This is a genomic window from Xanthomonas cassavae CFBP 4642 (assembly GCF_000454545.1).
GTDB lineage: Bacteria > Pseudomonadota > Gammaproteobacteria > Xanthomonadales > Xanthomonadaceae > Xanthomonas > Xanthomonas cassavae.
On sequence record NZ_CM002139.1, the window covers coordinates 291,085 to 316,002 of the forward strand.

Below are 24,918 nucleotides of genomic sequence, written 5' to 3' on the forward strand. Positions count from 1 at the left end.
GCCAATCTAATGTCTGCTTTAGTTTTACTCGTTGCCGTAGAAACGCCGAGATAATCTAAAGTCCGCTTTAGTTCCGGTTATTCGCTATGCGCGTCCCAATTGACCACGCATCCGACATCGGTGCCTATGTCCGCGCAGTGCGCAAGGCACAAGGCCTACGTCAGGACGACCTGGCAGCGCTGGCCGGCACCAGTCATGTGGTGCTTGGCAATGTCGAGCGCGGCAAGGACACCGTGCAACTGGGCCGGGTGTTCGAAGTGCTGCGGCAATTAGGCATCCAGGTCCAGCTGGACCTGCCGGTGGAGTTGCCGGCTCCGGTAGCCAGGCACGTCGAATGAACACCGTCGATGCGCCACGCACCCTGGAACTGTGGCTGGAAGAGCGCCGCATCGGTGAGCTGCGGGAGCAGGGCAACCTGTGGGCGCTCGCGTACGACCCAGCGTGGCAAATGGACGGCTTCGATCTGTCTCCCGCGTTGCCACCTCGCACGGGTCAGATCATTGATGGCGGTAGTCAGCGCCCGGTGCAGTGGTTCTTCGACAACCTGCTCCCCGAAGAGGGCGGACGCCGGTTGATCGCCAGCGATGCCGGCATCGATGCGGCCGATGCCTTCGGCCTGCTGCAGCGGTTCGGCCCGGAGTCGGCCGGCGCGTTGACCGTGCTGCGGCCAGGCCAGCAACTGCCGCCGCCGGCGCTGCAGCCGCTGAGCGATGTCGCGCTTTCTGAGCGTATTCGCGCCTTGCCCCGGCAACCGCTGACCCATGACGCACCCAAGCGCATGTCGTTGGCAGGCGCCCAGCACAAGCTGGCAGTGGTGCTGGAGGCGGGGCAGTTGTGGGAGCCGGTGGGCACGGCTGCGTCCACCCATATCCTCAAACCCGACCACGAACATGTGGACGACTACCCGCACAGCGCGGTCAATGAATGGTTTTGCATGCAGCTGGCCGCTGCCTGCGGACTGCCGGTGCCACAGGTGGCCGTGCGCCGCGTGCCGGAACCGGTGTATCTGTCCGCCGGTTCGACCGCATCGGCGATGGCCTGCAGGCACAGCGCCGTTATGCGCTGGACGGTTGCCAACTGCTGTCCCTGGATCGTGTTTACAACTACCAACAAGCCACCATCAACACCTTGCGCGCGCTCGAACGCATCAGCCGCATGCCTGCGGCCAACCTGAGCTTCCTGCGCGGCGCCAATGGCTGGGAACTAGCCCCGCATTACGACCTGCTCAGCACCAGCGTGTACACGGCTCCGGATTGGGGCTTGGACGAGCTGGTTTTTCCGATGGGTACCGCTCGCCGTTATGCCGCCATCGGTCGCGATGCTGTGGCGGCGTTCGGCCACTCCATCGGCGTACCAGCGAAACTGACATTGCGGCATCTGGACGAACTGACGACCGCGATCAGGCGAGAGTCGCATGCCGTATTGCAGAGCTGCGAACAAGGCGCTACGCATGCAGTCGATCCTGGCGAAGCGCGCCTGCTACGGCAGATTGTGTTCGGGCCTGTGGTGGATGCATTGAGTGCAGTGTCGGCATCGGCTTTACATTAGCTCATGCATAGCAAATTTTGGTCGAGCTGCGAGAGCCGCTCGTACTTATATTTTTCATAGACATTGAAGAAGGTAGCGAGCAGGATCACTTCAGCCCCATCGGCTTGATCACTGCCTTGTCGCGCAGCTTGTCGAAGGCATCGGCGTCCTGTGCTGCCAGGCCAGCGTCACGGCCGATGCCCATCAGGAAGGAGCCGAGTCTGCCCCGGTCTGCCGGCTCGGCTGCCGACTCAAGGATTGCGCGGATCTCTGCCTGGGTGCTGCGGCCATGCAGTGGCGCACGCGCGGACCACGCGATGCACCTTGGGGATATTGCGGACGATAAAAGAAGGCATTCCACCCTCCTGGTTCAACCAGGTTGCTTGCACTTCAGAAATGCAAGCACTCAGGTAACCTCGATGCCCGGCATCAGCAGACCAGGGCCAACCGGTCCTTGACTCACCGATACGGCCCCGGCCCACGCCAGACCGGTTCGCCCTGGCGGTAGACCTCCATCATGTTGATGACCTCGCGGGCGTCGCCGATGCTCTTCAGTTCCGGCGAGTCCGGCGGCAGCAGGCGGCATTTGCTGGAGCCGCGTTTGAGTGCGACCTCCAGCGGGCAGACCATGCGTTGCTGGGTGCCGGGCAGGATGATGGCGATCTCCTGCATGCCCTGTTCCTTCCACACCCGCAACTGGGTTTCGCTGCGCACATCGTAATACACCTGGTAGCCGCCGATATCCATGCTGGGCTGGGCGTTGCGGCGGTCGTTGCGGCGGCCCTGGCTGATGGTGGGCGTGTACGAAGTGCCGTCTTCGGCGGCGTCGGCCGGTTCGTCGAGCATGCCCGGTGGACGCCCGGTCCAGGTTTCCGGGCGGCGCTGCGGCGGCGATGACGGTTCGGCCGGTGGTTGCGGCGGAGTGGGGCGGTGCACGGGCCGGGCCGGGCGCTGTTCGGTCAGTCCGCCACTGCGCGTGCTGCCTTGCGGCGGCACCGGGTTCCTGGCGTTCCGCACCAGCGTGGATTGCACTGGCGAGGCCGCGGGTGGCGGCTGTACCGGTGCAGGCGTGGGCGAGGGCGGGGTGGGCGTTGGCGACGGGGTGAGTTGCTGGGGTTGGTCGGTGTCGCCGACAAAGTCCACCTTGGTGCGGCCACCGCTGGCCGAGCCCTGCGGCGGCGTCGCCGTGGGCGTGGAGGCCGACAGCAGGATCAGCAGCATCAGCACATGCAGCAGCGCGCTGATCAGCGCGGCGATCCACGGCTCGAGGCGTTCGATCAGCGGTTCGCTGCGTGGCAGCCAGTCGCTGGGGTCCAGCTGGACATGCAGCAGTTGCAGCGTGTCGTCGCGCACACGGTAGACCAGGACGTACGGGGTCTGTTTGACCACCCATTCGCGGGTGCCCGGCACCCGGCCGGCGCGGCCACGGCCGGGTTGTTCGGCCAGCGTGCGGGTGGCGTGCAACACCTGCCGTGCCATCGCCGCCGCCGCAACCGGGTTGAGCGCGTGATAGTGATCCTGGGCGTGGGCGAGCTGCTTGGCGGCCGGGACGGTCCACTCACGCCGCAACATCAACGCCCCATCCGGCGAACAGTGCGGTGAGCTGCGCCGGCGCGACGAAGGCGCCCTGGTCGGCGGCAGCGATGCCTTCGAGCACGGCCGCCTGGAAGCTGGCCTCGGTCACCGCATGCAGCACGTCCTGCCACCCTGCGGTGTCGGGCAGCGTGTCGATCAGCGTATGGGCGTGATGCTTGATGGCAGACATGGCACTGCGGTGGGGGAATACTGCCGACAAGTCTACCGCCGCAGCCCGGATTGGCGTGTGGCAACAGCCGGCGCGCAGGCGTGGCATTCACCGGCGAGGGCGGCCGCAGCGCACGGCGCCGGCGCTGCAGCCGCCTGCCAGCGGCCACGCCGGCGCACGGGCGGCAACAGAAAGTGACACTTGGCACCTTGTCGGCGGCGTGGCCGGGTTTCATCCTGCAGCCGTCACTTCACCCACAAAGGATTGGTCATGCCCGCTGCTGCCATCGCGCCTTTTACCCCGTACCTGTCGATGGCGGCCATCGCCTTCATTTATTACCGGCGCATCCGCCGTAGCTTCGGCCGCCAGCAGTGGAAGCCGGTGGGCACTGCGGTGCGTGCGACTGTGCTGGTCATCGCCGCCGCTGCGCTGGCATTTGCGGTGTACGGCTTGCCGCAGGTGCGGCTGGGGATCGCGCTGGGAGCGGTGGCCGGCATCGGGCTGGGCGCCCTGTCGCTGCGCTACACGCATGCCGAATGGGCGCAGGGCAGCGGCTGGTACACGCCCAACCCGTGGATCGGCGCGGCGCTGATGCTGGTGCTGCTGGGCCGGCTGGCCTGGCGCTGGGCCTCGGGCGCTTTCAGCCAGGGTGCGGCCGCTGCCGGATCGCAGGCCAGCCCGCTGACCCTGGGGATTGCGGCCGCGCTGGTGCTGTATGCGCTGGTGCACGTAGGTGGGCTGTGGTGGCGTCTGCGCCAGCTGCGCCTGCAGGCAGGCGCGGCGGGGTCGGCGCGCTAACCGCCGTCACCGGCCCTGCGCGCTCACACCTGCGAGCGGAACGGGAACACCAGTTTTTCGCCCAGTTTCTGCCGCAGCGGCCGCGCACGCCAGCGTTCCAACGTGTACTGCTCGGCGCGCTGCAGATCGCGTTCGAATACCTCGGTCATGCGTGCGGCCAGCGTGGCGTCGTAAACGTTCAAGCTGGCCTCGTCGTTGAGGCGGAACGAGCGGATGTCGAAGTTGGTCGAACCCACCGACATCAGCAGGCCATCGATGATCAACAGCTTGGTGTGCAGCATGGTGGGCTGGTATTCGTGGATCTCGATGCCGGCCTGCAGCAGCGGCTCCCAGCTGGCCTTGGAGGCCAACCGCACCGACACCGCATCGATATGCTTGCCCGGCAGCAGCACGCGGATGGCGACCCCGCGGCTGCGCGCCTCCAGCAGCGACCGGGTGATCAATGCATCGGGCACGAAATACGCCGCCGCCAGGTCGATGGTGCTGCGCGCGGCGGCGATGGCGACCAGGTACATCAGGTGCATGCTCTCGCTGCCGCCGGCCGGCGAGGCCACGAACAACTGCGCATCGCTGTCGCCGGCCGCTTCCAGCGCCGGGTAGTACTGCGCGCCATTGACCACGCGGCCGGTGGTCTTGATCCAGTTGTCGTTGAAGGCGGTCTGCACCTGCGCCACCACCGGGCCTTCGATGCGGTAATGGGTGTCGCGCCAATGCTCCGGGTCCTGCGCATCGCCCATCCACTGGTCGGCCACGCCCACGCCGCCGGTGAAGCCGATCCGGCCATCGATCACCAGCAACTTGCGGTGCGTGCGGTTGTTGATGCGGTGCAGGTTGTACCAGGCCAGCGGGCGGTAGCGGTGCACTTCCACGCCAGCCTCGGTCATGGTGTCCACCAGCGCATGGTCCATCTTCAGGCTGCCGCCCCAGTCGATGGTGACCCGCACCGCCACGCCGGCGCGTGCGCGTTCGGACAACGCGTCACTGAACTGGCGACCGATCTCGCCCGACCAGTAGATGTAGGTTTCGAAGGTGATGGTGTGCTGCGCGCCGCGGATCGCAGCCAGCATGGCCGGGAAGATCTCGTGGCCATTGTTGAGCACGTCGATGCGATTGCCCGACAGGATGGTCGGGCCCAGCAGTACCGACATCTCGCGCTTGAACTGCGGGTCGGCCACGTCGCACAGATGCGTGGGGATGTGCTGGAGCTTCTTCTCCGGCGTGGCGAAGTTGAGCAGCAGCAGCCCCACCAGCAAGGTGACGACCACAGCGGCCACGATGATCCAGATCATGCATCCCACTCCGATGTCCCGCCATTGCGGGCATAAACGGCGGGCATTCTTGCAAGGCTGGTGGCATGGGGGTCGTGAAGGGAGGGCGACCGTTGGAGTGGCGCGGTTGCATGCCACCTGTCGGCGGGCATCGGATGCCACGCGCAATCGATGTGGCTGGCGCCGTTACTCCAGGACGTGCAGATAGTTGGGCGGTACATGCGGCGTCAGCCAGACGCCGTTGTCAGCCTGGAAAAAACCGAACCCGGCATCGTGCATCTGCAGGCTGTGCACGCCGAGCGCCACCGGCGTGCCGTGGCGTGCCCCGACGGTCGTAGCGGTTTGCGGATCGGCGGACACATGGACATGGTGGCGCTGGCCCGGCTGCAGGCCTTGCGCCAGGATCGCTTCGAGAAAGCGCGTGGCGGTGCCGTGATACAGCATCTGAGGAGGACGCAGGGCCTGGTGCTGCAGCGCGACGGTCGGTGTGGAGTGGCCTTGCGCGGCACGGATGCGCAGCCCGTCGTCGGACAGCGTGAAGCGTTGCTTGTCGCTTTGCGCAACCACCGCTTGCAGTAATGCCATATCGAGTTGCCGGCCTGAGGCTGCGGCGCCGGAAATGACGGCGTGGATGTCTACCCAACCGTCCTGATCGAGCGTCAAGCCGATCGTCTCCGGCGCATGCCGCAAGACGTAGCTGACACTTGCTGGTATCGGTCAGCTGCTGAGCCATGGCGTGTCTCTGCTTCATTGCAGGAAAAGTCGTGCCGCCTGCCTGGCTGCCGGGTGGGCGGCGCACGTTTGCCGGACCAGCGTACACGCTTGTCAGACGGGTCAACCCCGCATGCATGGCGCGCTGCGGTCTTGGGAAGCCCTGAACAATCCATCCTGATCTACCGCAATCGACCAACAGGTCACGCAGACGATTTCGATGCAACCGACCTTCGGCGAGGCGGAGTACAAAGGCAAACGCAAGCGGACGCGGCATGAGGTGTTCTTGGCCGACGGCAGATGCACCAGACCAGGAAGGGGAATCAGTACTCCTTCGGTTAGCCAAACACGTTATCGCTCGGACCGCGCTACAACATTGGGACGCGGATGCGACCGAGCCAACAATTTGCCGGCCCGGCCAAGAGAAGGTTGCCGTCAATTACTGACTTTTATAACCATTATTTTCTAATATCTCCTTGTATGCAGCATAAAGCTTGGAATCTCTCTCAATCGAATTTTTGACATTGTTAGGAAGACCTCGCGGATGATCGACGTAGAGCTGGTATGCGTTTGCACTAAGTGCAGTGTCTTCTCTCAACACAATATTAGGCTGTCGATCCTCTCTAGGTAGCTCATGAACAGTGGGTTCCTCCGCCGAGAATCTTGCCTTTAAGAGCTCTGAAGCCCGACGACGGCGACTACTCAAGTGCTGCAGACCGCTGAACTGACCGGACGGCGGGAGACTCGGCGGTTGTCTCTGCTGCGGTGGTGAGCTTTCTGGATTGCTCTCATTGGAATAGTGATAGCGACTACTTGATGCGCCACGAATCGGACTTGTCACGTAAAAAATATCCACGATATAGGCTTGTTGCAACACCAAGGAAATGCAATTTGCATCTCGGCATGACGCCGCAGCGCCAATGCTCCTCTCAGTTTAGATTCATAGCCATTTGCACCAAGAATGTTTGGTGCCAGAAGCGAAGTTTACAGATGAACCGCGTTACCTTAAGTGCAGGTGATTTTGCACTCTTTGCAAATGGTGGCGACCGCAAAGATTGTGGCGCTCGGCGCCTGCACGTCGTGGCGACCAGCAGGCTACTGCCCACAGCCAAGCCGGCACGTCGCGATGGCGACCCACAGCGTCAACGGGTAAAGAGGCATAGCCACATCCCTTGACCTGGAAAGCGCGTTGCGAGCCTTTCATTGCTGCCGATGCAACAGCTGCGTTTCGGCGGCGACCGGCAGCAACAGCGTGCCGTCGCCCGCAACTCTGCACTGACGCATTAGGCTCCGCGCGTAAGAATTTTCCTCTGCGTATGAAGTGAATCCTGTCATCGGCAATATATGCTGCCATAGCGTGATACCACCACGTCTAGAGACAAGAATTTCTGCATCGTGTGCGGCTAAAACGTATTCGCCGGACAGGCGAACCATTGCATCATCCATGTGCATCCACGCGGGTCAGGCGCATCGCCACCGCCTGCGACATGCTGGCGTCGGGCAAGCGCCGTGCGTGCTGCTTGGATCGCTCGGGATGTACAGCAAATCGCTGGCCGCGCCGACGCCCCAAGCGAACTGAAGCGTTACGCACAAGTCTTTGGGGATTGCGGCGAGATACGGCAGTGCAGGCCGCACGTCGGCCGCTTTTCACTCGCACGCTACACATCCACTAGCGGCTGGCACGGCGCCTGCCTATGCGCCGAAATGCTTACATGCGTCACACAAGCGCGCACCTATACTCCAGGGCTGTCCCACCGAAGAGGTTCTGACCGCATGAGCGCACCCCCATCGTCTCCGATCGCCGCCGGTTCTGGCGCAGCGCCCGGCAGCCTTCACCGCTCGGTGTCCAATACGCTCAAGGGGTCGGCCGGTAATCTGGTCGAGTGGTACGACGTCTACGTCTATTCGGTGTTCGCCACCTACTTCGAATCGCAGTTCTTTTCCAAGGAAGACAAGAACGCCACCCTGTTCGTGTGGGCGATCTTCGCGATGACCTTCCTGATGCGCCCGATCGGCGCGTGGTACTTCGGCCGCTTCGCCGACCGCTATGGCCGGCGCCTGGCGCTGACCATCTCGGTGTCGATGATGGCGCTGTGCTCGTTCGTCATTGCCATCACGCCCACCGTGGCCACGATCGGTATCGCGGCGCCCATCATTCTATTGCTGGCGCGGTTGCTGCAGGGCTTTGCCACCGGTGGCGAGTACGGCACCAGCGCGACGTACATGTCCGAAGCGGCGATTCCCGGCCGGCGCGGGTTCCTGTCCTCGTTCCATTACGTCACGCTGGTCGGCGGGCACGTGCTGGCGCAGACCACCTTGCTGGTGATGCTGCATTTCTTCGACGCCTCGCAGGTGTCGGCATGGGGCTGGCGTGTGGCGTTCGGCCTGGGCGGCATCGGTGCATTGGTGGTGTTCTGGCTGCGCCAGACCATGGATGAGTCGCTGAGCTCCGAATCCATCGCCGATTCGCGTACCGGCAAGGCCAGGGCCTCGGGCTCGATGCGCGAGCTGTTTGTGAACCAGTGGCGCCCGTTGCTGCTGTGCTTCCTGATCACCGCCGGCGGCACCATCGCGTTCTACACCTACTCGGTGACCGGCCCGAAGATGATCCAGAGCGCGTTCGCCGGCGGCGACGTGATGGCCGGCACCATCATCAACCTGGTGGCGTTGACGGTGTTGATGCTGATGCAGCCGGTGGGCGGCTGGTTGTCGGACATCGTCGGCCGCAAGACCCTGCTGGTGTTCTTCGGCATCGGCGGCGTGCTGTACACCTGGTTCCTGGTGATGGAATTGCCCAAGCAGACCGACTGGCTGATGGCCTTCGCCATCCTCACCGTGGGCTTTGTGATCCTGACCGGCTACACCTCGATCAACGCCGTGGTGAAGGCCGAATTGTTCCCCACCCATGTGCGCGCGCTGGGCGTGGGCCTGGGCTACGCATTGGCCAACTCGGCCTTCGGCGGTACCGCGCCGCTGCTGTACCAGGCCTCGTTGAAGACCGGGCATGTCAGCGAGTTCGTGATCTACGCCACGGCGGTGATCGCGGTGTCGCTGGTGGTCTACATGTTCTTCCTGACCAACAAGGGCAGCAACTGGCTGGACGACGAAGCGGCGATGCGCAAGCGCGTGCGGTGAGGTTGCTTGTCGGCTGTGCGAGAGCGGCACATTCGGCAAGCTCGTCACTGCTCGCAGCGATCACCAGGGTGCTGGTCATCCTCCACGCATGGGCGCGAGATCACAGCGGCCGCCACACCCAAGTGAGCCAGATGGCTGCTCTGGTAACGGATGGAGGGTGACAACCGCATCGTCACGATCCCCATGCATCTATCTCATGCCAACTGCCATCGATCAGGCACCAGCTGCGACACTCGATCCGCACATCGAGTCCCGACTCCTCACTCATACCTCCCGCACCGTCCGAAACGCGTCCATATCCGCAAACGTGCAAAAGTGAAAGCGCGGGATCGTGATCGGACCCGCGGCCGCCAGTCGCTTGAGCCAGTGGCCCACTGCGGCGCGATAGTCCGCCTGTTCTGCGCGATCGAGCGTTTCGCACAGGTAGGCCAGCGAGATATGAAACTGGAAATTGACGTAGTCCGGGCGCTGCAGGCGGGTCAGCGTCATTAGCCCCTGGCGTGCGGCTTCCAGGCGCTGTGCGGTCTGCGTATCGGCAGGGCGCAGCGGGATGAGCAGGCTGTCGTTGTTGCCGGTCCTTGCCGCAGCCGGGTTCACCACAAAGCTGCACGCACCCAGCGGCGCCGCAGTGCGTTGCGTCAGCCGCGCGAGAAAATCGGCATGGATCTCGCTCAACGCCACATCGCGCGTCAGATCGCCTGGCCATGGCCCGCTGGCGCGGTCGATTTCATTGACCCCGCCCAGCAAGGTCACGTGATAACTGCTGGGCGGCAGCAGCGCGAACTTGTTCGCGAAGCGGTGTTCGGGCAGTTCGCGGTAGATATCCAGCACGCGGTCGAAGCTGTCGTAGCTATCGCCCTGTTGTTCGAGATGACCAACGAAGGTATTGCCGGCAAATGCCATCGGCCGGCGCGAGCGCAGAAACTTGCGCCCCACATCCGGCGGCGGCGTGTCGGCCAGCGCAGGCAGGCCGCTGGTCAGCAGCGCGGCGCTGGCGGTGGCGGTGGCGGTGGCGGCGATCAGATGGCGGCGGCTGATGGGTGTGTCCAGAAACGACGACATGGGATTTCCTCAGAGCTTGACGTTGACGCCGAGCATCACGGTGGGGGCCATCTTCCAGGCCGATTGCACGTATTCCTGATTGCGGCCGATGCGGTACTGGTAGCCCTGACCGGCCAGATTGAGCACGTCCAGGCTCACGGCCAGCGTGGGCGACACGTCCCAGGCCAGTTTCAGATCGATGCGGTCCAGCGGTTGCTGGTAGCGGTTGCGGTAGAACTCCTGCCGGCTGCTGTAGTTGGGGTAGCGGTCGTCCCACAGCTCGCCGGTGCGGCTCCAGGCCAGCGTGCTGCGCAGCGGCCCGCGGGCGTAATTCAGGGTCAGGTTCCACAACTGCCTGGGCTGCTGCGGCAGCACGTCCAGCGTGGTGCGGGTGCCATCGCCGAGCACCACCGGGTAGTCCACGTGCAGGAACGTCACATTGGCGGTCACCGACAAGCCGTCCAGCGCAGGCAGCCATGGCCCCAGTTCCTTGATGGCCCCCAGCTCGGCGCCGTGCAGGCGCACCGGCCGGTCCACATTGCGCGGCTGGGTGACCAGCACCTGCTCGCCGTCGATGCTGTCCATCTGCCCGTAGCGGAAGATTTCATCAGTGATGGTCTTGTGGAACAGCGCGACCGACAGCAGGCTGCCGCCGTCGTCCCAGCTCCAGTCATGGCCAAGGTCCAGGTTCTGCGAGCGGCGCGGCTGCAGGTCCGGGTTGCCTTGGTTGAGCGTCGGCGGTGTGCTGCCTGGCGTGAGCACGCCGCCGTTCAAGGCCATCTGGTCCAGCCGCGGGCGCCCGATCGAGCGTGAGACGCCAATGCGCAGGGTGCCGTTGGCGCTGGTCTGCAGTTGCCCGCTGAGCGATGGCAACCAGTTGCGGTAGGTGCGCACCGCGCTGACCGGTGTCCAGGTGGTTCCGCTCAGCTGCTGGCCGGCGCTGGCAAAGCGTGTCTGCTCCAGGCGGATGCCGCCGGCCAGCAGCCAGCGCTCGCCGCGCCATTGCGCCTGGGCAAAGCCGGCGCGCACCTGTTCGTCGACGGCGTAACTGCCGCTGTTCTGCGCGGTGGTGTCCACCACCCCACGCGCCTGGCCGGCCAGGGCATCCCAGCGTGCGTTGGCCAATGCCGGGTCGATGGTCATCATCTCCGTGTTGCAGCCCAGGGCGCAGGTCGGGCTGCCCAGCACGTCGGCCAGGGTGTCAGGCAAGCCGTTCCAGGTGGTGCGCTGCACAGCGGTGCGCATGTGCGTGCGCACCTGCCGCGCGCCAACGGCCAGCCCCAACCCACGGCTGTCCTCGTCCACGTTGCGACGCAGCTCCAGCTGCAGGTCGCCAACCCGTTCGGCGTAGCCGGTGCGCTCCTGCTGGTGATAGGCGTTGGGATAGCGCGTCGGGTCGTCGGCCAGGGCCGGGTCCAGCGGCGTGAAAGCGGGCAGCGTGCCGCTCCAGTCGAACCCGTATGCCAGGCGATTTTGCTGGAAGCGGTCCCAGGCCTGCGGGTTGTCCACCGTGGCGCGCGAGGTGCTCGCGCGCAGCGCGGCGCGCCATTGCGCCGGCAGCTCGGCCACTAGTTCGCCGTTGATGCCCGACAGCGCGCGCTTCCAGCGCAACTGCCCCAATTCGACGGACTGATTCAGGTTGTCGAGCGTACCGCCCTGCGGGCCGCTGCGGGTCAGGCGTGCGCTGTTCTGCACCTGGGCGTTCTGGGTATAGCGGTCCGAGGCCTCGCGCTGGTGGAAGCTGTAACCGGACACATGGCCGCTGAGCGGACCGTCCGGCTGCCAGTCCACGCGTGCGGTGAGGCCGCGCCGTTGCCGGGTGTTGTCGTAGTTGTACCAGCGCCGCTCGCTGGGCACCGCGTCGCCCACGCCGCCATAGGGCACCGGAGCGCGCGTGCCGTCGGCGTTGTACCAGTTCAGGGCGCCGCCGTTTTCCTGCTGCGGCACCGCGATCTCGCGGCGCCAAACGCTGGCTGCGCCCAGGAATGCAAACTCGCCGTCACGACCGAAGCGTTTGCCCCATTTGAGCTCGCCTTCGCCCACCGGCGTACGGCCGCCATAGCGATTCCCCATCAGGTTGGCACCGCCCTTGGCCGAGGCAGTCAGCAGGCCGTCCGGACGGCCGAAGCCGGTGGCGGTGACCAGGTTGGTGGCGCCGCCGATCGCGCCACCGTCGTTTTCAGGCAGAAACGACTTCACCACGTCGATGCGGTCGACAAAGTTGGCCGGTAGCACATCCATCATGGCCTGGCGGCTGCCGATGTCGTTGCTTGCGAATGCAAAGCCATCGATCAGCATGCTGTTGTAGTTGCCGTTGAGGCCGCGCACGGTCACGTAGCGCGGCTCACCCTGGTACTCCACGGTGCTCACGCCGGTGACGCGGCGCAGCGCATCGCCGACGTTGAAATCCGCCAGTTGCCCGATGCTGTCGGCGGCAACCGAATCCACGATCGTGGGCGCGGCCTGCTTGGTGGCGATGGCCCGGGTGTTCTGCGACTGGAACGAGGTCCGCACCTGCACCGCATCCAGGGTCTGTGCCGTGGCATCGGCGGGTGCGGCGACCGCCGGCGCCTGCATCCAGCCCACCACGGCCATGCCCAGCGCGTACGACATTATGCGACGCTGTGGGACACGGGCTGCAGCGGGCCCAAGCGGGCCAGGGAACGAGGAATGAAAAAACCGCATGGCACTATCCGCACTGTCGGGCGGCCCCAACACGGTGGCCGCAGGCGAATTAAATTAATCTCCTTAATTTAAGCTTGTGTGACACCACCGGTCCTTTTGCCGCCCCATGTCTTCCTTTTTCGCCCACGCGGCCATCCGTTCGCATTACCGCCGCCGTAGCGACGGGCAGGCCGCCGGTTCCAGCGAGCGCGCGTTGCTGGATCTGATCCGCAGCGCCGGCCAGGTGGCGCGTGCCGATCTGCCGCGCGCCAGCGGGCTCAGCGTTCCCGGCACCAAGGGCATCATCGACCCGCTGGTTGCACATGGGCTGCTCCAGCTCGGCCCGTCGCTGCGGCGCGGTCGCGGCCAACCCAGCGTCCAGTTGAGTCTGGTGCCCGACTACGCGTACAGCGTGGGAGCCTCGTTGATGGTCGATGGCATCGCGGTGGTGCTGATCGATTTCGCCGGCCAGGTGCGCGGCATGCGCCAGCTCACTGCGTTCCCGCTGACGCTGGAACTGGTCGCAGCGCGGCTGCCGGAACTGGTGGAGCAGTTGCTGCAGGCGGCCGGTGTGAACCGGCAGCGGTTGTTCGGGGTGGGTGTCGGCATGACCGGCCCGCGCATCGGCGACGGCACGCCGGTCAATCCGCCGCTCACGCTGGACGCGGACTGGATGCAGATGGAGCTGGACCGGTTCATCGCCGACCGCCTGCAGTTGCCGGTGTGGATGGACAACGACGCCCATTGCGCCGCCCTGGCCGAAGCTTTGTACGGAGTCGGCCGGCAATCGCCGGACCTGGTCTACCTGACGATCGCCGATGGGTTTGCCGCGGGTGTGATCGCCGCCGGTAAGGTGCTCCGCGGCGCGCACGGCAATGTGGGCGAACTGGGGCGTATCTCGGCCATCACCGGCAGCGCGCGGCCAACGCTGGAAGGCCTGCGCCAGGCGCTGGTCGCCGATGGCCATGTACTGGCGGACCTGCAGACCCTGCTGCAGCACTACGATCCGGCGTGGCCGCAGATCGACGCCTGGCTGGATGCGGTGCAACCCACCGTGACCCTGGCGGTGGCGGCGATCATCGCGTTGATCGACCCGCGCGTCATCGTCTTCGGCGCGCGCCTGCCGGCAGATCTTGCGCAGCGGCTGATCGCCCGTGTCGCCTTCGAGCCCGCGCCACGGCGCGGCGGTGCATTGCTGTATCCGGCGTTGCTGGTCGGGCAGGTGCAGGCACATGCCACGGTGCTGGGTGCAGCCATGCTGCCGTTCAAGGAAACGCTGTTCTAGCACCAGTGGTGGACCAGCCGATGCGCGTGCCGGCGTTGCGGCGGGGCGTCGTTTCGCATCGCGGCAGCATAGTTCGCCTCGGTTGCGCATTGTCATATGCCAGGCGCTTTACTGGCCGCCCGCAGTGCTCTTGAGGTCGTCATGCGTATTGCTCCTTCGCAACCGGCCGCCCTGCTCACCACCGCGCTGGCAACACCGACGCACACCAGCCCGATTACCCCGATGGAGGTGCCGCACGTGCCCGGCGGCAACCCGCCACTGGGTCCACGTCCGCGTCGCCAGGCGTTTATGCAACCACCACTGGCGGCGTTGGACGACAGCGCCATGACCGGCAAGCAGGCATTGGTGGCACTGGACAGCGAGTTTTCGGAGCAACGCCTGGTCGAAGTGCAGGCAAGGCAGATCACCGTGCAGGCCGCGCAAAGCACGCTGGCCAAGCAGCTTGCAAAGGCCGGCAAAGGGACCAGGCCCGCCAGCATCGCGGCACGTTTTGCCGCCGGAGCGCTGGAGCCGGTGTATCTGGATACCGCTGCGTTCGAAGCAATGACCGCCGGTTTGCCGGATCACTCCCGTGCAGCGGCGGGCCCGGTGCTGGTCGATGCGCAGCAAGGCCGCATCATCTTCGATCTGCAACGCGCGTTTGCGCATGACGACACCTTCAGCGATGCAGCACGCACTGCATTGCGCAAGACGCTGGACCTGCCCGGCCATGGGCTGAAGACACCTGGCTGGCTGAAGCCCACCGCACCCACGCAGCCGCGTCGCAAGTTGCAGCAAGCCGCGCGCTACCACGGACACGCGGTGCCGGCGCGCGACGGCGGCGCGGCCTTCTTCAAGGCCAACGACCATCATCTGCTGGCCGGAAAGCAAGCGCTGTTGCGCAAGCACCGCAAGGAGCTCGTGCACGACGCGTACTTCCAGGCGCCCAGCACGCGCGCGCTGGGCAAGGACGTGATGGTGCACCGGGGCCTGTTCGACAACCACGCCGGCATTCCGGAAAACTCGCTGGCCGCCATCGATCGCGCCTACGCACAGGGGTATCGCAACCTGGAGCTGGATGTCGAGGTCAGTGCCGACGGCGTGCCGGTCTTGATGCACGACTTCAGCATTGGCCGCATGACCGACGATCCGCAGAACAGGCTGGTCTCGCAGGTACCGTTCGCCCAGTTGCGCGAGATGCCGCTGGTGATCCGCAACCCGGTCGATGGCAACTTCATCAAGACCGATCAGACCATTGCCGCGGTGGAGCAGGCATTGGAGCATGCGCTGCAGAAGCCGGAGGCGATGTCGGTCGCGCTGGATTGCAAGGAAGACACCGCCGAGGCGGTGGTCATGCTGCTGATGCGCCGGCCGGACCTGCGCCCGGGGGCCGCGATCAAGCTGTATGCCAAGTACTACACGGGCGGCTTCGATCAATTTCTGTCAAATCTATACAAGCGCTACAAGATCAATCCGCTGCACTCCCAGGATGCGCCGCGCCGGGCCGCACTCGATCGGCTGTTGGCCAAGATCGCTGTGGTGCCGGTCTTCAGCCAGAGCATGCTCGCCGACGCGCAGCTGCGCCAGTTCTTCCCGGGCAAGGACGAGGGCCCGGAGGGACTGGCCGACACTGCGGTGCAGTGGCTGGAAAGCTGGAGCAGGATGCGCCCGGTCATCGTGGAGGCGGTGGCCACCGATCAGCAAAGCGCTGCAGGCAAGGCCATGGAGCTGACACGCGCACGCCTGCGCCAGCCGGACTCGTCCTACGCGCAGGCGGCGTTTTCGTCCGGCTATCGGTATGAGGATTTCTCCCTGCCGCGCGCCAACCACGACAAGGACTATTACGTCTGGCGCAACTTCGGCGAGATGCAGAAGCTCAGCGGCGAAGCCTTCGGGATCCAGCGCACCACCGCCGGTGCCTTTCGCGATGCCGGCGAAAGCCTGCTGACCGACCAGCCCGAGGAGGAACTACTCGCGTTGCTGGAAGACCGCACGCTGGCGCGTGGTCATACCGGCATGGAACTGGACCTGCCGCCAGACACCCCTATCGACACCGCGCGCGATGCGGCGATCGTGGCGCAGCGCACCGGCGAATTCCGCGCCGCCTCCAGGCCCGCCGACCCGGCCCATGTGGCCGCAGTGCGGGAAGGCCGCCTTCTGGATCGCTCGGCAGAGCCTGTGCACGACAGCGCAGCCAGGCAGGGGGTGGATGCACGCGCCGAATCCCTGGGGCGACTGGCCGATCAGTACCGTGGTGCACCGGTGACCCATTACCTCAACGAGCAAGCCAGACAGACCGAGCCAGGAGAGTGATAACGGCGCACTGATCCTGCGCCGGCGCGCGTGGCCCGGCGGCATGACCGCTTACGTGGTCGCCAATGGGGGGCCGCCTTGCAGTGTTGCAGGTGGACATCGCCTTCGCCGGCAAACTGCACTGGCGCTCGCACCCAGGACGCGCGCATTGCGCCGCCACTGCGCCTGCTGCGGCGCTACGGCGTCTCCATCAACGCAATCACCTCGCGGTCCTGCGCCTCCACCGCCACCAGCCGTTGCATCAGCAGCGACAGCGTCACCACGTCCTGGTGGTTGTGGTCGGCCACGCGGCGCAGGTTGCGCGCGCTGCCGCCGCGCAGATAGCTCAGCCACGCCGCCGGCGCTTCGGAGCCGGGCAGGTCGTCTTCGCGCACCACGCGCAGCAGCTGCCGCTCGATGGTGGACAGCTTGCAGTTCTCCCAGGTGCCGCGGTACCGGCGGCGGGTGGGGAACAGCAGGTCCACATGATCCAGCGCCGACAGTGGGTCGCCGCGGCGCGCCAGCCGGTAGCGCGTCTTGAGCAGCGGCGCGTCGTAGCAGCGGCCGTTGTAGCTGGACAGCACCGTGCGCGGCGACAGCCAGCTGCGGAACAGGTCCAGCATGGCGCTCTCGGCGGCCATGGTGGACATCATCAACTGGCGCACGCGCAGGCCGCTGCCTTGCACGGCATCGGTGCACCACTGCGCCACCCCGATCATGAAGGCGCGCGTGCCGGTGCCGCCGGCAAGGCCGGTGGTTTCGGTATCGAAGAACAACAGGTCCAGCGGGTCGACCGCGTCCTCGCGTCTGGCGAATGCCAGCGAGAGCGCTTCGCCAGGAATCGGCTGCGGCAGGAACGCTTCGACCAGATGCAGGCCCGGTGCGATCTCGTTGCCGGGCAGCTGCCGATCGGTGGACGGCGCGCGCAGCGGCGTGTGCGGCGAGATCGCCCGTTCGCGCAGGCCGATCATCTTGCGCAACCCAGCGATGTCGGTGCGACGTTGCAGTGGTGGCGTCGCCGACATCGGTGGTGCCGGTGGTGTCGTGGTATTGCGCGCTGCTGGCGAGCGGCCTGCGAGATCTGCATCCATGGCATCGGTCACATCGATTGCATCGCCACCGACAGCGGATGACAACGCCTGCATGTGGCGCACATCGTGCTCCACCCATGCAAACACCGATGCCTCGCGCGCAGGCGGTGCAGTAGCCGGTGACTGCAAGGCGCGGCGCATGAGTGCCGGTGCGGTGCGCACACCGTGCGGGCGGGCTGCCGGGGCGGCATGACGTGCAGCGGCGGCATCGTGCGATGACAAGCGTGCAGCGAGTGCCCCGGTGCCGGAGACCGCTGCACGCTGCGCACGTGTCGGCGTCACCGCGTCGTCCTTGCGCGATGCAGGTGTCAGCCCGCCGACCTGACGGCGCAGCAGGCGCAAACGCTCCGCGCTGCCACCCGAGGCGCTGCCAGGTGCAGGCGTTGCCTGGTCCTGCGCTGGCGGCGTCGCACTGTCGGCAGCCATGTGCGCACCGCTTGCGTGCGTACCGCCTGAGACAGCGCCAGCCGCCGCTATCTCAACGGCTGCTCGCCTGAGCACTGCCGGCTGCGTCGGTGGCGCAGACGGCTTGGTCGCGCGCGCGCTCGCCCATGCCGGCGCCACAGCATTCACGTCGCTCTGCGTGAGCGTCGGTGTAGCAACGCGCAAGGCGTCAACACGGTGCGCCGCGTCCGCCAGACGTGGCTCATCCGACCACCGCAAGGCCGGCGCATATGCGGGCACATCGGCCGCAGCAGACGTTGCGGCCGATGGCGCGATCGGCGCGGACGATATGCCCGGCCTGGCTGCACCGACAGCGGTTTGCGGCACCTCACGCCCAAGCGCGGCATCGGCATCTTCCGCACGCGCCGCTGCTGCAGCTTGCGGTGCATCGCTGTCGGCAACCACCGCGGGCGCAGGCACATCCGCATGCCCGGCCTGCCGACGCAGCAAGCGCAGTCGGTCTGCACTCACGCTCATGCAAGCACGTCCAGTGCCAGGTCGTCGTCCACCTGGGTGGCATGGCGCAGCGGCGCATCGGCGTCGAACAACAGCGCCAGCACCGTCAACGCCAGCGACTTGGGCGATTCGCCCTTACCTTCCTCGTGCGCGGCCAGCACCGGGCCCACGCAGGCCGGGCACCCGGCGCTGCAATCGCAACGCCGTACCAGCTCGTCGGCGCGCTGCAGCAGCTCGGCCTGGCGCAGCCACAGCGGCTCGCTCAGGCCCACGCCGCCGGGGAAGTTATCGTACAGGTACACCGTGGGCACGAAGGCCTGCTGCAGTTCCACCGCGCCCTGTTCGCCTTCTTCCACCCCGCGCAGTTGCCCGCGCCCGGTCTGGTCGGCCACCGCAAACCACGCGCCATCGCCACTGCCCACAGCCTTTTGCAGATCGCGTGCATCGGCCATCACTGCCACCGTGGCCACCACGTGCAGCGCGTAGGCGGCGCCTAAAAAGCCATCCAGCGCATCCTGTTTGGAGGCGAACGCCTTGCCCAGGGTGGCCTGCGGCAACTGCCACCACACCGCGGTGGTGTGCAGCTCCTGGTCGGGCAGATTCACCGGGCCGTAGCCGATGTTTTCATGCGTGTAATAGCGGATCTTCTTGTAGCCGGAGACGCGCCGCACCACGTGCACCTCGCCATGGTGCGAATCGCCACGGCCGGCCACGCCGCCATCGAAGCGGTCCAGCACCTTGAGCTTGGTGTAGTCGATGCTGTCGGTGTAGTAGTCCACGTGGGTACGCGTGACATAGGCCTTGCGGCCTTCCCAGTCCAGTCGCTCCACCTGGTACGGCGTGCTTTGCACCATGTGGATGGCGCCTTCGTACAAGGTCAGTGCAGCGGCCGAATAATCCACCTCGGCGATGATCTGCTGCTTGCCGGCGCTCTTGTCCACCACCACGAAGTTGCCGTCGGCCACCGAGCGCAGGCTCACCGCATTGGCCGGGTAGCTGTCGGCAATCCATTCCCAGCGGTCGCCTTCCTGGTGGATCACTTCGCTTTCGGCCAGGGCTTCCAGGAACACCAATGGGTCGATCGGACCAAACGGCTCGTCGGCAACGAACGGCAATTCGAACGCCGCGCAGCGGATGTGGTCGAACAGGATCAGCGGTTGATCGGGCGCAGTGCGTGCGTGCTCGGGCGAGGCATCGGCAAAGAAATCCGGATGCCGAACCACGTATTGATCCAGCGGTTGCGAGCTGGCCACCAGCACGCCCAGCGCCGGCTGCCGGCGCCGCCCGGCGCGGCCGAAGCGCTGCCAGGTGGCGGCCACGCTGCCGGGGTAGCCATTGAGGATCACCACATCCAGCGCGCCGATATCCACGCCCAGTTCCAACGCAGAAGTCGAAATGATGCCGTCGATGGTGCCGGCACGCATTGCCCGCTCCACTTCGCGCCGCTCGGTGGGCAGGTAGCCGCCACGGTACGCGCGAATGCGTGCCGGCTTGCGTGGGTCGTGGTCGAAGATGTCTTTGAGGTACTTGGTCAGCACCTCCACCATCAGGCGCGTCTGCGCGAACACCAACGTCTTCAGACCGCTCTTGATGGCGATGCGCGCAATGCGGTTGCTCTGCGAACGCGCCGAGGCGCGCAGGCCGAGATCGGCATTGACCACTGGCGGGTTCCACAACAGCACATGCTTGTCGCCGGTGGGCGCGCCGGATTCGGTGATGGCATGCACCTGTTCTTCGATCAGGGCCTGTGCGTGCGCGTGCGGGTTGCCGATGGTGGCCGAGCACAGGATGAACTGCGGCTTGGCGCCATAGAACGCGCAAATGCGCTTGAGCCGGCGCAGTACGTTGGTGACGTGGCTGCCGAACACGCCGCGATAGGTGTGGATCTCATCGATCACCACATAGCGCAGGTTCTCGAAGAACTGCGCCCACTTGGTGTGATGCGGCAGGATTGCCTGGTGCAGCATGTCCGGGTTGCTCACCACGATGTCGCCATGCAGGCGGATCGCCTGGCGCGCATCGCCGGGCGTATCGCCGTCGAAGGTGAAGGCCTTCACCCCCAGCGCGCCGGCGCGGTTCAATTCCAGCAGCTCGGCCACCTGGTCCTGCGCCAGCGCCTTGGTGGGGAACAGGTACAGCGCCTTGGCCCCTGCGGTCATCGCCGCGCTCACCACCGGCAGCGTGTAGCACAGCGATTTGCCCGACGCAGTGGGCGTCACGATCGCCACATGCTCGCCACGCTGGCTTGCCGCCCAGGCGTCGGCCTGATGGCTGTAGAGCTGGCCGATCCCGCGCGTGCGCAGCGCATCGGCCAATGCGGCCGGCACATCCTCCGGGATCGGCGCGTAATTACCGTCGCGCCCGGGAATGGTGAAGCTGCCGGTGATGCGGTCCTGGTAGCGCCGTTCCAGGCGCTGCGTGAGCAGTGCGCCGTCGCGGCTGGGCCGGCCATCGGTGGTGGCCAGGGCGCGTTCGGCGGTTTCGGTGCGGGGAGCGAGGGCAAATGGAGGCATACGACGGCTCCCAAAGAGGGGCATGAGACAGGGGAGGTGTCTCAGGGTATGAGACACGGCCCGAATGGGCGAGCCCGTGTCACTGAGCGAATTCAGCAAGCGGGTATGCTGTGGCCCCCACTGCGCCATGCCCGAGCTGCACGTTGTGGGCTCCCCCTCTCGAAGACCCGCCGTGCCCGTGCCCCCCAGCGCCCTCGCTCCGCATTACAAGACTCCCGCTGCCCGTCGTGCCGATGTGATCGTGCATGCCGCCGGCCTGTTCCTGGCCATCGTCGGTGGCGGCTGGATGGTGTGGCGGGCGCATGCCAACCAGACCATGCTGCTGACCACCTGTGTCTACGCGCTGGGCCTGCTGGTGATGTTCGCCTGCTCGGCCGCCTACAACTTCGCCCCGCCGCTGCGCCAGCCGATGCTGCGCAAGTTCGACCACGCCGGCATCTTCGTCATGATCGCCGGCTCGTACACGCCGTTCTTCCTGGTCGCGCTCGATGGCAGCTGGCGCTGGGCCATGATCCTGACCGTCTGGAGCGTGGCGCTGTTGGGCGTGTTCGCCAAACTGTGCCTGCCCGGCATCGCCAAGGGCTTCTGGGTGGCGATCTACCTGCTGCTGGGCTGGGCCGGAATCGTGGTGGTCAACCAGATGATCGCCGGCCTGGACAGCGCGGTGCTGTGGCTCATCGTGGCCGGCGGCGCGTTCTACACCGTGGGCGTGGCGTTCTACGTGCGCAAGTCGATGGTCTACAACCGCGCCATCTGGCATGCCCATGTGCTGGGCGGTGCGTTGTCGCACTGGTGCGCCATCTGGCTGTGCCTGCGGCCGTTGAGCGGGGCGTGAAGGCGCAGTTGGGCGTCCTCGGGCCGACCGCTTGCCTCGCCCAAAGTGATACTTTAATGTCACTCCATGCGCACCGAACTTGTCACCACGCTCAAGCGTCAGGCCACCGAACTCCTTGCAGCTGCCGAGCGCGACAAGGAGCCGATCCTGATCACACAGCACGGTTTGCCCAGTGCCTATCTGGTGGATGTCGCCAGCTACGAGCGCATGCAGCAGCGCATGGCGCTCCTCGAAGGAATCGCCCGTGGAGAAATGGCAGTAGCGGAAGGCCGCACTCTGAGCCATGAACAGGCACAGCAACGCATGGCGCGATGGCTGAAATAATCTGGTCGGCGCCGGCATTGGCTGACTTGGACGCGATTGCCGACTACATCGCAATCGACAACGCGCCCGCTGCAGCGGCACTGGTGAAACGGGTGTTCGCGCACGTTGAGCAATTGATCAAGCACCCGGACAGCGGAAGCCGGCCACAGGAACTCAAGCGCTCGCGCTATCGCCAGATTGTCGAACCACCTTGCCGCATCATCTACCGCGTGGATGGGCAGCGCATCGTGGTGGTGCACGTCATGCGGTCCGAGCGCGCGCTTCGCAGGAACCGTCTTTCACGCTGAGAGCGGCTAACGAAACCACTGCACAGCCGCCAGGCGGGCGCGGCCGGTGTTGGGTGCGGCATGGGCCGCTCCTGCACTCTGGTCGTGAGTGCGCCGCCCGCATCCAGCTGACGACTGCTCGCACGTTCTGTCAGCCGCTGTATGGCCGGCAGGCACTGCAAGCGCCTGCCGCATCCCATCATTTCACCGCGCGCGGTCGCCCAATCCCACACGGTGCAGCATTTCTGCCCGCAGGCGATCGAGCACCGCAAAGCCCACATCGGCGCCATCGCCGGCCGGATCGATATGCACCCGGAACGGCCGCGTACCGAACGGTGCATCCACCACCTGCACGATCGCCTGCGCCACCTCGGCCACGTCGGCGTCCTCGGGCACGATGCGCGCGAACGCCTGCTGCACCTGTTCGCCGAATCCCGCATACGGGCCAGCCTCGTACGCGGCCGCGCGCGTCGCATCGTCGGGGGCGCCGGCATGCGCGAAGTGGTTGGTGCTCTTGGTGAAGGCGCCGGGCACGATGATCGAGGTCTCGATGCCCCAACGCGCCAGCTCGCGCGCGTACTGCACCGCCAGCGCATCCATCGCCGCCTTGGCCGCGAAGTAGGGCGCCAGATATGGCGGGGTGCCGCCCGCCGAGCGGCTGCTGGACACCCACACCAGCAAGCCCTGCTGCTGCGCGCGCAATTGCGGCAACGCGGCGCGGTTCACCCGCTGCGTGCCCAGCACGTTGATGTCGTAAACCTGCGCCAACTGCTCGGCAGTGAAGGCTTCGGCCGGGCCGAACACCATGTGGCCGGCGTTGTGCACCACCATGTCCAAGCCGCCGGCCTCGGCCACGATGGCCGCCACCGCCGCATCGGCCGAGGTCTGCGATTGCACGTCCAGCTCGACTGCGTGCAAGGCCAGCTGCCGCGTGCCGGCCAGCTCGGCCATCTCCTGCGCCACACCGGCGTTGCGGCCGGCGGTATCGCGCATGGAGGCGTAGACGGTGTGGCCGGCGGCTGCCAGCGCTTGCGCGGTCAAGCGGCCGAAACCGCTGGACGCGCCGGTCACCAGAATGCGTTTGCGCATGTCATTGCTCCTCAAGGGAAATGGGCGGCGCGCACTCCCGGCGCGCCGCTGCAGGTCAGACCATGCCGCCGTTGGCGCGCAGCACCTGCCCATTGATCCAGCCGCCATCGGGGCCGGCCAGGAACGCCACTGCGGCGGCGATATCCTCCGGGGTGCCCAGGCGTTCCAGCGGGTTGGCCTTAGGGCAACGCTGATCAAGTAGTCGCAACGGCCAGCGAACTGGCCGATCCGGCTCATGACGCACTTGGATCTACGATCAGCCGTCCTTCCATGCCCGTTTCCGGGCNNNNGGCAACGCTGATCAAGTAGTCGCAACGGCCAGCGAACTGGCCGATCCGGCTCATGACGCACTTGGATCTACGATCAGCCGTCCTTCCATGCCCGTTTCCGGGCGCTGCGGGCCGCTTTTGCGGCCCCGCAGGCGCAACTATCCCGCCAAACGCACCCGCGCCAGGTACAGGTTCGCCAGGCCCAGGGCCACGAAGCAGCGGTTCGCGTTCTTGTCCAGCCCGCGATAACGCACCTTGGCAAAGCCCCACAGCCGCTTCACCACCGCGAACACGTGCTCGACACGGGCACGGATCTTCGACTTGTTGCGGTTCCGCTGGCGCTGCACCTCATTCACTTCGCCACGCTTGCGAACCCGCTGGTTGGTGAAGTCCCGGGCGTGCGGTGCATGCGTGCCGATCAGCGCCTTCTGGCTGGCGTAGGCGCTGTCTCCATAGACCCGGCGTTCCTCCCCGTGCAGCAGGTCTCCCAGCAGGTGCTTGTCATGCACATTGGCCGCCGTCACCGCCGCGCTATGCACCAGGCCGTTACGACTATCCACGCCGATGTGCAGCTTCATCCCGAAGTACCACTGCTGCCCCTTGCGGGTCTGATGCATGTCCGGATCGCGGGCCTTGTCCGCATTCTTCGTCGAACTGGGCGCGCCGATGATAGTCGCATCCACGATGGTGCCCGTGCCCACCTTCAGGCCACGTGCTTCCAATTCCCGGTTCACTTGCAAGAACAGCTCCGCCCCCAGCTCGTGCGTCTCCAGAAGGCGACGAAACTTCAGCAGTGTCGTCGCGTCCGGAACCCGCTCGCGGCCCAGGTCGATCCCCACGAACCGCCGCAGCGCCGTGCTGTCCAGTAGCGCTTCCTCGCAGGCCTCATCGGCCAGATTGAACCAGTGCTGCACCAAATACATCCGCAGCATCCGTTCCAGGCCGACCGGCGGCCGGCCATTGCCTGCCTTCGGATAGTACGGCTCGATCACCGCGCACAGTGCCGACCACGGCACGATCTGCTCCATCGTCGACAGGAACACATCCCGGCGCGTCGGCCGACGATGCTGCTCGAATCCACTGCCCTGATCGGCCGCCATCGCCAATGTCTGCTGTTTCATCGGTCGTTCCGATTTGAAGGAAGGGGCATATTTTCTCCGATAGGGACCGACTTGATCAGCGTTGCC

20 protein-coding genes, 1 other RNA gene and 4 pseudogenes are annotated in these 24,918 nt (G+C 65.9%); 12 read left to right on the top strand and 13 right to left on the bottom strand.

Annotated elements, in window-relative coordinates; genetic code table 11:
* The first annotated feature begins 86 nt into the window (after positions 1-86).
* The 3 genes from XCSCFBP4642_RS0101250 to XCSCFBP4642_RS29085 all read left to right on the top strand — a co-directional run bounded on the left by XCSCFBP4642_RS0101250 (position 87) and on the right by XCSCFBP4642_RS29085 (position 1,548).
* Positions 87-338: a helix-turn-helix domain-containing protein gene (locus XCSCFBP4642_RS0101250; protein ID WP_029218189.1), complete on the top strand. Its 252-nt coding sequence runs from the start codon at positions 87-89 to the stop codon at positions 336-338.
* The gene (locus XCSCFBP4642_RS23700) at positions 335-1,174 is read left to right on the top strand and encodes a HipA N-terminal domain-containing protein (RefSeq protein WP_053329506.1); all 840 of its coding nucleotides are present in this window, start codon (positions 335-337) and stop codon (positions 1,172-1,174) included. The genes XCSCFBP4642_RS0101250 and XCSCFBP4642_RS23700 overlap by 4 nt, the downstream gene beginning before the upstream one ends.
* Before the next feature lie 86 nt (positions 1,175-1,260).
* Positions 1,261-1,548: a hypothetical protein gene (locus XCSCFBP4642_RS29085; RefSeq protein ID WP_160170347.1), complete on the top strand. Its 288-nt coding sequence runs from the start codon at positions 1,261-1,263 to the stop codon at positions 1,546-1,548.
* Between the two features lie 250 nt (positions 1,549-1,798).
* Here XCSCFBP4642_RS29085 and XCSCFBP4642_RS30645 read toward each other — a convergent pair.
* The 3 genes and pseudogenes from XCSCFBP4642_RS30645 to XCSCFBP4642_RS0101275 all read right to left on the bottom strand — a co-directional run.
* Positions 1,799-1,888: pseudogene (locus XCSCFBP4642_RS30645) on the bottom strand (hypothetical protein); the annotation flags it as partial.
* 98 nt (positions 1,889-1,986) lie between these two features.
* Positions 1,987-3,099 (bottom strand): type II toxin-antitoxin system RelE/ParE family toxin, encoded by a 1,113-nt coding sequence (locus XCSCFBP4642_RS0101270; RefSeq protein ID WP_029218190.1) that lies wholly within the window; start codon positions 3,097-3,099, stop codon positions 1,987-1,989.
* Complete coding sequence (locus tag XCSCFBP4642_RS0101275) at positions 3,086-3,292, bottom strand: hypothetical protein (protein WP_029218191.1); 207 nt, start codon at positions 3,290-3,292, stop codon at positions 3,086-3,088. The genes XCSCFBP4642_RS0101270 and XCSCFBP4642_RS0101275 overlap by 14 nt, the downstream gene beginning before the upstream one ends.
* A gap of 249 nt (positions 3,293-3,541) precedes the next feature.
* On the opposite strand from XCSCFBP4642_RS0101275, the gene XCSCFBP4642_RS0101280 reads away from it, so the two are divergent.
* On the top strand, positions 3,542-4,069 hold the full coding sequence (locus tag XCSCFBP4642_RS0101280; protein WP_029218192.1) for a CcdC protein domain-containing protein: 528 nt from the start codon (positions 3,542-3,544) through the stop codon (positions 4,067-4,069).
* Between the two features lie 23 nt (positions 4,070-4,092).
* Here the strand turns inward: XCSCFBP4642_RS0101280 and XCSCFBP4642_RS0101285 are convergent, their stop codons facing one another.
* The 3 genes and pseudogenes from XCSCFBP4642_RS0101285 to XCSCFBP4642_RS28010 form a co-directional block, all read right to left on the bottom strand.
* Positions 4,093-5,358, bottom strand: coding sequence for a phospholipase D-like domain-containing protein (locus tag XCSCFBP4642_RS0101285; protein WP_029218193.1), 1,266 nt, complete (start codon positions 5,356-5,358; stop codon positions 4,093-4,095).
* Between the two features lie 165 nt (positions 5,359-5,523).
* Positions 5,524-6,070, bottom strand: a pseudogene (locus XCSCFBP4642_RS23710) (RNA 2'-phosphotransferase).
* Between the two features lie 1,178 nt (positions 6,071-7,248).
* Complete coding sequence (locus XCSCFBP4642_RS28010; protein WP_167331367.1) at positions 7,249-7,494, bottom strand: hypothetical protein; 246 nt, start codon at positions 7,492-7,494, stop codon at positions 7,249-7,251.
* 2 nt (positions 7,495-7,496) lie between these two features.
* On the opposite strand from XCSCFBP4642_RS28010, the pseudogene XCSCFBP4642_RS30650 reads away from it, so the two are divergent.
* Positions 7,497-7,627: pseudogene (locus XCSCFBP4642_RS30650) on the top strand (YdeI/OmpD-associated family protein); the annotation flags it as partial.
* Positions 7,628-7,821: 194 nt separating this feature from the next.
* The gene (locus XCSCFBP4642_RS0101300) at positions 7,822-9,183 is read left to right on the top strand and encodes an MFS transporter (protein WP_029218194.1); all 1,362 of its coding nucleotides are present in this window, start codon (positions 7,822-7,824) and stop codon (positions 9,181-9,183) included.
* A gap of 264 nt (positions 9,184-9,447) precedes the next feature.
* On the opposite strand, the gene XCSCFBP4642_RS0101305 is transcribed toward XCSCFBP4642_RS0101300, so the two are convergent.
* Together XCSCFBP4642_RS0101305 and XCSCFBP4642_RS0101310 are read right to left on the bottom strand one after the other, a co-directional pair.
* A complete protein-coding gene (locus XCSCFBP4642_RS0101305; protein ID WP_029218195.1) occupies positions 9,448-10,245 on the bottom strand; it encodes a DUF1868 domain-containing protein in 798 nt (265 codons plus the stop codon).
* 9 nt (positions 10,246-10,254) lie between these two features.
* On the bottom strand, positions 10,255-12,837 hold the full coding sequence (locus tag XCSCFBP4642_RS0101310; RefSeq protein ID WP_029218196.1) for a TonB-dependent receptor: 2,583 nt from the start codon (positions 12,835-12,837) through the stop codon (positions 10,255-10,257).
* A gap of 178 nt (positions 12,838-13,015) precedes the next feature.
* Here XCSCFBP4642_RS0101310 and XCSCFBP4642_RS0101315 point away from each other — a divergent pair, with 178 nt between their 5' ends.
* Together XCSCFBP4642_RS0101315 and avrBs2 are read left to right on the top strand one after the other, a co-directional pair.
* Complete coding sequence (locus XCSCFBP4642_RS0101315) at positions 13,016-14,173, top strand: ROK family protein (protein WP_029218197.1); 1,158 nt, start codon at positions 13,016-13,018, stop codon at positions 14,171-14,173.
* Positions 14,174-14,314: 141 nt separating this feature from the next.
* The gene (gene avrBs2, locus XCSCFBP4642_RS0101320; protein WP_029218198.1) at positions 14,315-16,465 is read left to right on the top strand and encodes a type III secretion system effector avirulence protein AvrBs2; all 2,151 of its coding nucleotides are present in this window, start codon (positions 14,315-14,317) and stop codon (positions 16,463-16,465) included.
* Positions 16,466-16,641: 176 nt separating this feature from the next.
* On the opposite strand, the gene XCSCFBP4642_RS23715 is transcribed toward avrBs2, so the two are convergent.
* Both XCSCFBP4642_RS23715 and XCSCFBP4642_RS0101330 read right to left on the bottom strand, forming a co-directional pair.
* The gene (locus XCSCFBP4642_RS23715; protein ID WP_033897880.1) at positions 16,642-18,456 is read right to left on the bottom strand and encodes a ribonuclease H-like domain-containing protein; all 1,815 of its coding nucleotides are present in this window, start codon (positions 18,454-18,456) and stop codon (positions 16,642-16,644) included.
* Positions 18,453-20,948, bottom strand: a complete 2,496-nt coding sequence (locus XCSCFBP4642_RS0101330) for a DEAD/DEAH box helicase (RefSeq protein ID WP_029218200.1) — start codon at positions 20,946-20,948, stop codon at positions 18,453-18,455. Before XCSCFBP4642_RS0101330 ends, XCSCFBP4642_RS23715 begins: the two co-directional genes overlap by 4 nt.
* A gap of 172 nt (positions 20,949-21,120) precedes the next feature.
* On the opposite strand from XCSCFBP4642_RS0101330, the gene trhA reads away from it, so the two are divergent.
* The 4 genes from trhA (at position 21,121) to XCSCFBP4642_RS26155 (ending at position 22,530) form a co-directional block, all read left to right on the top strand.
* Positions 21,121-21,783, top strand: a complete 663-nt coding sequence (gene trhA / locus XCSCFBP4642_RS0101335) for a PAQR family membrane homeostasis protein TrhA (protein ID WP_033897882.1) — start codon at positions 21,121-21,123, stop codon at positions 21,781-21,783.
* 66 nt (positions 21,784-21,849) lie between these two features.
* Positions 21,850-22,107, top strand: a complete 258-nt coding sequence (locus tag XCSCFBP4642_RS0101340) for a type II toxin-antitoxin system Phd/YefM family antitoxin (protein WP_029218202.1) — start codon at positions 21,850-21,852, stop codon at positions 22,105-22,107.
* Complete coding sequence (locus XCSCFBP4642_RS0101345) at positions 22,095-22,394, top strand: type II toxin-antitoxin system RelE/ParE family toxin (RefSeq protein WP_029218203.1); 300 nt, start codon at positions 22,095-22,097, stop codon at positions 22,392-22,394. Before XCSCFBP4642_RS0101340 ends, XCSCFBP4642_RS0101345 begins: the two co-directional genes overlap by 13 nt.
* 60 nt (positions 22,395-22,454) lie before the next feature.
* Positions 22,455-22,530, top strand: a non-coding RNA gene (locus tag XCSCFBP4642_RS26155) — sX9 sRNA.
* A 47-nt stretch (positions 22,531-22,577) separates the two neighbouring features.
* Here XCSCFBP4642_RS26155 and XCSCFBP4642_RS23720 read toward each other — a convergent pair.
* The 3 genes and pseudogenes from XCSCFBP4642_RS23720 to XCSCFBP4642_RS0101360 all read right to left on the bottom strand — a co-directional run bounded on the left by XCSCFBP4642_RS23720 (position 22,578) and on the right by XCSCFBP4642_RS0101360 (position 24,852).
* On the bottom strand, positions 22,578-23,462 hold the full coding sequence (locus XCSCFBP4642_RS23720) for an SDR family NAD(P)-dependent oxidoreductase (RefSeq protein WP_033897886.1): 885 nt from the start codon (positions 23,460-23,462) through the stop codon (positions 22,578-22,580).
* Between the two features lie 55 nt (positions 23,463-23,517).
* Positions 23,518-23,661: pseudogene (locus tag XCSCFBP4642_RS26160) on the bottom strand (SDR family oxidoreductase); the annotation flags it as partial.
* Positions 23,662-23,889: 228 nt separating this feature from the next.
* Positions 23,890-24,852, bottom strand: coding sequence for an IS5 family transposase (locus tag XCSCFBP4642_RS0101360; protein WP_029218204.1), 963 nt, complete (start codon positions 24,850-24,852; stop codon positions 23,890-23,892).
* Positions 24,853-24,918: the final 66 nt, after the last annotated feature.